Genomic DNA, 3246 nt, shown 5'->3' with positions numbered 1-3246 from the left:
GACACAAAATACTTTATTAATACTTTTAAATATCATACTATATCACTTCACAGTCTACAATTATATCATAATATAGACCAAAGTTGACTTTTAACGAAAAATTTATTTGTTTTTTTAAGTAAATTATGCTATGTTATTTAAGTATATAAGTAGTTATGTGTATTTATATTTATTAAAGGAGGTACTCATATGGGTAAACAATGTTTCGTAACAGGTCGTAAAGCTTCGACTGGTAACAGACGTTCACACGCTTTAAACTCTACTAAACGTAGATGGAACGCTAACCTTCAAAAAGTTAGAATTCTAGTTGACGGTAAACCTAAAAAAGTTTGGGTTTCTGCACGTGCTTTAAAATCTGGTAAAGTAACTAGAGTTTAATAAATATATTGCACATTAAAATGATCCTTATGTGGAGGCATCATTTATAAGAACTTAAAGGCATCCTTTAAGTTCTTTTTTTGTTTATAGTTTTATAACAACCGCACGTCTGTCAAAAATGAGTCCGATTTATTGGAAAACCAAAATAAAAAAGAAGCTAAACAATAAATATCCGTTTAACTTCTAAAAAAATTTTATACATCAATCCCATTTGTTAGAGAGCGTAAATTTTCATTACTTTCTATCTATATTTGATTAATCATTTCAAAAATTGAAAGTATTTGTATTAGTAAGATTTAAAAAGTGGAACAGTAAGTGCGTTGATTTAAAACACCTCTGTTCCACATTTTTTAATTAATATTTTAATTATTTAAATCTGTACTTCTTATTTGTAATAACAAACCTTGATGTACATTAATAATTGCATTATCTTGTTCAACTTCATTAGAAATGGTTAAAGTCGATCCTAGATTTAGTAATTGTCGGTGTAAATTATATTTAAAACCAGTTAAAGACAACAGTACATTATCAGACATTGGTATAAACGAAATATAAGGATATTTCTTAATTAATTGAATATGATGTTCGCCAGTCGGTAATAGCCTTATTTTATTTTGACAATCAACTAATTCAATCATAATGTTATGTTGATAATATGCTTGTTTCAATAATAATTGTACTGCACCGAAAAAATGATCCAATCTGCCACCTGTTGCTCCATATACCGTAATTTCATCAAATCCTAATGCTACTGCCTTTTCAACAGCAAGCGCCAAATCAGTATCTGCTTTTTCAGCTTTAACAGGCTTAATGTTCAATTGTTCTTGCAATAATTTTCTTTCTACTTCATTTACAGAATCGAAATCTCCAACTGAAAAAAATGGTGTTATATCATGCTCTAATAAAATTAATGCACCTCTATCTACACCAGCCCATTTATCTTCATGTCTTGACGACAATAAATCTTTTGGTAAAAATCGATCAGAGCATAAAAGATTGATATGCATAGTTATTCACCTTTCAATTGTTGAGTGATATCTTTATAACTTTGTTGCTTAAAGAAAAATGATCCTGTTACTAACATAGTCGCTCCGTTCTCTACGCATAATTTTGCTGTTTCCAAATTAACTCCACCGTCAACTTCAATATCATATGTGAAACCGTGTTGTTGCTTTAATTGACTTAGCTCAGCAATTTTATCAACACAGCTTGTTATAAATTGTTGTCCACCAAAACCTGGATTGACAGTCATAACTAAGATGTAATCTACAAGGTCTAAAATAGGTTTAATTAAAGATACAGGTGTACCAGGATTAATCACGACACCTGCTTTTTTATTATGCTGTTTAATAAGTTGTACCGCTCTATGAATATGAGGTGTAGCTTCAACATGGACAGAAATTAAATCCGCTCCATGTTCCGCAAATAATTTAATATATTGCTCAGGGTTTTCAATCATTAAATGTACATCAATTGGTAATGATGAATGTTGGCGCACTGCATCTAAAATTGGTATTCCGATTGAAATGTTAGGTACAAATTGACCATCCATAACATCAAAATGAAGACCATCAACACCAGCTTCCGCTAAGTAATCAAGTTCATCTTTTAAATTCGCAAAATCAGCTGATAAAAGTGAAGGGTATAGTTTTGTCATTTAATATCTTACCTTTCTATTTGAAATTTCATTAAATAATTGTAAATAATGCTCATATCTAAATTGTGCAATATCCCCATCTTCAAGTGCTTTTTTTACATTACAATGTGGTTCTTTAATATGATTACAATTTCTAAACTTACATTGTTCGCCATAATAATTTAAATCTAAAAAGTAATGCTTCACATCATCTTTATCGATATGATCAAAATCTAAGGCACTAAAACCTGGAGTATCTGCGATAAAGCCATTATGACGTTCAAATAATTCTACATGTCTTGTCGTATGTTTACCACGATTCAGAGATTTAGAAATGTCGTTAGTTTCAAGCTTTAATTCGGGCATATATTGATTCAACAATGTTGATTTACCAACTCCAGATTGTCCACTTAAAACAATCAAACCTGGCGGCCAATGATCAACTAATGTCTTTCTATCATCACCGTCACCTACAAATTCAGTTTGATAGCCAATTTTATTATAAATATCCAATAACTGATTAATTTCTTCCACTTGTTTAGACGAAGCTAGATCTTTTTTAGTCACTAATATTCTTGCAGTTAAATCATAGGAGTGAGCAATAACTAGAAATCTATCTAATAATTGTGTTGAAAAATTCGGTTCTACCGCACTCATAACGACCACTAGTGTATCAATATTACTCACAGGCGGTCTTTTCAACTCATTATTACGCGGATGAACATGGTGTATATAACCTTCGTTAACATTTTGGACATCAAAATCAACGATATCTCCTACTATAGGTGAAAATTTATTCTTTCTAAATAGACCACGTGGTTTAGTATTAAAGCGAATACTTTCAACATCAACTTGATATACACCACTAATCAATTTTACAATACGACCTGTTTTCACTGTGACACCTCTCGTTTTTATTAACTTAGTTTATTATATCAAAGTATCGATTATTTATATATCATTCACATTTTTTAAAATTAATTAATACTTACTTTTCAAGTTATAAATCCTAACAAATCTAGCCATTAATTATGATTGCTCGTCTTACATCCTTGTAGAATGTAGTAACACATTTTTGGTGTTTGAATTTTCCTACGTTAAGAATCTTTTTTTAGTTTTTAATAACTAATTGGCAGTGGGACAGAAATAAATTTTCTATAAAATTTATTTCGTAATCCCACCCCGGCAAGACTGACTAGGTTTTTAAAACGTTGATTTATCAACATTTTGAA

The 3246-nt window shown here is 30.2% G+C and carries 4 protein-coding genes; 1 reads left to right on the top strand and 3 read right to left on the bottom strand.

The features are described 5' to 3' along the window. Window positions 1-189 precede the first annotated feature (189 nt). Complete coding sequence (gene rpmB / locus CD113_RS10900) at window positions 190-378, top strand: 50S ribosomal protein L28 (RefSeq protein ID WP_000517908.1); 189 nt, start codon at window positions 190-192, stop codon at window positions 376-378. 362 nt (window positions 379-740) lie between these two features. Here rpmB and CD113_RS10895 read toward each other — a convergent pair whose 3' ends face one another. From CD113_RS10895 to rsgA, 3 genes are read right to left on the bottom strand one after another with little or no spacing between them, the layout of a single operon-like run. Further along, entirely contained in the window at window positions 741-1385 is a 645-nt protein-coding gene (locus tag CD113_RS10895) for a thiamine diphosphokinase (RefSeq protein ID WP_002464550.1), read from the bottom strand. A gap of 2 nt (window positions 1386-1387) precedes the next feature. Continuing rightward, on the bottom strand, window positions 1388-2035 hold the full coding sequence (gene rpe, locus CD113_RS10890; RefSeq protein WP_002464551.1) for a ribulose-phosphate 3-epimerase: 648 nt from the start codon (window positions 2033-2035) through the stop codon (window positions 1388-1390). Then, on the bottom strand, window positions 2036-2911 hold the full coding sequence (gene rsgA / locus CD113_RS10885; RefSeq protein WP_002464552.1) for a ribosome small subunit-dependent GTPase A: 876 nt from the start codon (window positions 2909-2911) through the stop codon (window positions 2036-2038). Between the last annotated feature and the right edge of the window lie 335 nt (window positions 2912-3246).

The organism is Staphylococcus simiae (assembly GCF_002902085.1).
Taxonomy (GTDB): domain Bacteria; phylum Bacillota; class Bacilli; order Staphylococcales; family Staphylococcaceae; genus Staphylococcus; species Staphylococcus simiae.
Note: the sequence above shows the minus strand (reverse complement) of the source record. Positions and strands in the feature narration are given on the sequence as shown.